Raw genomic sequence first — 2,841 nt, forward strand, 5'->3', positions numbered from 1 at the left:
AATAATATGTATTGTAGAGATATTCATTATACCGAAAAGGGAGAAAAATGATTCGTACGAAAAGTTCTTTTGACAAAGGTAATTTTCGCACATTTATGAGATCGTTCTCATAAAAAAAGGCCTCACTTTTCGTGTAAGAATTCTTGAATATCGTCTAACTCTCTTCGAGTCGGAACCACTGAGATTTGTAAAATAGGGAGCTCCCTTTCTTCTACTGGAATGGTACTGATAATCCCATCTATCCCTAACTGTTGTACATCATAGTTGTGAATATCTAACACTTCTTCGGGTACAATGGCTAAAGTATTTCCAAATTCATGATAGAGTACACCTTGTATATATCGTTTCCATAGAATAGAATCCCCCAAATACAAAAGTACCTTTTTACGATAGGTTTGCGATAACTGAAATGTCGCTTCTAATTGAAGTGTAATGGCTAAGATATCTTCTTCATTTGCTTGCTGCAGAAAAGGATGTTCTCTCATCCACTCGGTATAAACCGAATGAACGTTTTGAAATGTTTTCGCATGTTTCTGTTTGATTTGTTCCTGCCATTCAGACGAAGGAGAGGTAAGAGTGGGAATAAACTGGCTACGGTAAGAAATTTGTCTGATATATTGCAAGAAACAAAACAAAAATTCTTCATCTTGATGTAAAGGCATGTCAAACCTTTTTTCTAATCGTTCTACTAAATCCTGTGCATACTGATACACAGTGGCGGTTCCTTCATAAAAAAGTTGCAAAATGTCTTGCTTATACTGATCACGATTAGAAGGAATGAACATACAACAATTCACAGCGATCGTTATGAAAACTTGATCAGCTCTTGTCAGTGAAACGTCGCATAAAATCGCGGGGAGCTTTTTTATTTTATGGTAAAAAGGTGTCTCCATAATTATTGCCTCATGAATCGGCAATATTTTCATTTCGTATCCTTGTTTTTTCCGTTGAATCGCCACAGCCAATAAATAGGCGATTCGTTGTTTATAAGTGGGATAAAATTTTATGTCTAGCTCTCGTTCTATTTGTATAAGATAAGAAAAGACATCTATTTCGTCAGGAAAAGGCCATTCTTCCCATCCATATGTGGTAAAGTATAACTCGTAAAACATATATACAATATGTGCTTCTATCCCCACGATACGTAAGGGCCTCTTATGCAACTCTAAATCAAAATGACGAAGGTACCTTTGCACACGACAGAACACCGGAGATAAGGTAGATACTTGTACATATAACGAATCCGCTAATTGCGTTATTGTATGAACTTGTCCCTGAAATAGTTGATTTAGCACCCGAAACCGCATATCTTCTCGCTGAAAAAAAGAATATATGCTGGTTTGAGACGAATGCGGTGGTTTGTATAATTTCACACCTTTTCCTTTCAACAACTGGATGTGCCATTCCGATGGAAGCTGATCTTTTAAATAGTGTAAATCTCTTCGAACGGTTTTCACTGCACAGTGAGCCTGTTCGGCAAGTTCGTCTAATGTATGCCATCTTGGATTTTGTAATAACATGTTGAGAATTTCTTGTTGTCGTTGATGCGTAAACATAAGCTATGTCATCCATTCCCTTCTTAATAGGAATGGATGTACTCCTTTCTTTTTGTTTAGTATAATCAGCCCAGAATACAAGTACTGGTTACCTCAGTATTTCGTATCTATGTAATTTACCTGCGCCAAACGAAAAGATGCACCTATCTTTTTATAACATCCCCTTGATGGAATTATCATTCCTCTTCATGTATACCCTGTTTCTTTGTTCACCACCTTGTAACCTGTACGAACGCGTCCTATGGACGTTCCTTTTGTGTATGATCTTTACACACATTATAACGATAGTAAAAATATAAAAACTTGTTCATTTCTTACCATACTATACATCTATTTTGATAGCGATGGTAAACTGTCTTCATACATGATGTCGACAGCACGTTTATTACGATAATTAGATGAGATATCTAAAATCTCAATATCTAACATGACATATTCTTTCTCTTTTTCAATGACTGGTGATATATTTGTAACCTGATACGCTCTATTTCTCGGTAAAAGTAATTCCATTTCTCCAGAAAAATTACTTAAAGGGTCTACATATATAGCGGGAACACCTGTAGGAACATGAATTTTCATTAAAATAGGAGCCTCACTAAATCCTTCGGCAGCATCTTTCACAATGCTCGTACTCATATAAGCTGGATCTTTTTTATATTTTCCTTGAAACCTATTTTTAAAGAATTCTAGGCTCTCCTTATCTACCTTTGAAGTGCCATTAACTGGATCATCCTCTTTTACAATATGTTTCACTAGTGAGTTTTCTGGTAATCCGAATGCACTTTCACTTACTCGACGATAGACGATTATGTCATCATGTAGTCTCACTCTAGAAAAAGCTCGATCTATCAGTTTAATACTCTTCTCTATTTTTTCTTGATCTAGAATATCATAATAATCTGAACGAAGATATCCGTTAATCCTGCTATAATCCATCGCAGTATAACCCCGTATCGCATCTTTTTCTACTTGTGGAGTCAATTTATTCCACAAGTTAAATAGTTCATTCCCCCAAGCTGTTGCTTCTGATTTACATGTGGAATGAAAATCCAATGGATTTGTAGCATGGCACTGTTGATTAGAAGTAACTTCCTCTGCCGAACTATAAATAGGTATTGTTAGTAGTGAGATCACACCTATACATACACTACATATATGCAGCATGTGTTTATTTTTCAAAATCATTTCTCCCTCTTTTAGTTATTATATTTCATATAGTACTATGAATGAATACAGACTACTATCCATTTTCCTTACGTAATCCTTACAAATATGTAAGATTATC

Annotated in this window: 2 protein-coding genes; both read right to left on the reverse strand. The window is 35.5% G+C overall.

What is annotated here, in order from left to right:
• Positions 1 to 122 precede the first annotated feature (122 nt).
• Entirely contained in the window at positions 123 to 1,556 is a 1,434-nt protein-coding gene (locus JDS99_RS30285; RefSeq protein ID WP_199696425.1) for a BglG family transcription antiterminator, read from the reverse strand.
• A gap of 330 nt (positions 1,557 to 1,886) precedes the next feature.
• Positions 1,887 to 2,741: an ADP-ribosyltransferase gene (locus JDS99_RS30290; protein WP_199696426.1), complete on the reverse strand. Its 855-nt coding sequence runs from the start codon at positions 2,739 to 2,741 to the stop codon at positions 1,887 to 1,889.
• Positions 2,742 to 2,841 lie beyond the last annotated feature (100 nt).

The sequence above is a fragment of the Bacillus cereus group sp. N6 genome, assembly GCF_016483705.1.
GTDB lineage: Bacteria > Bacillota > Bacilli > Bacillales > Bacillaceae_G > Bacillus_A > Bacillus_A wiedmannii.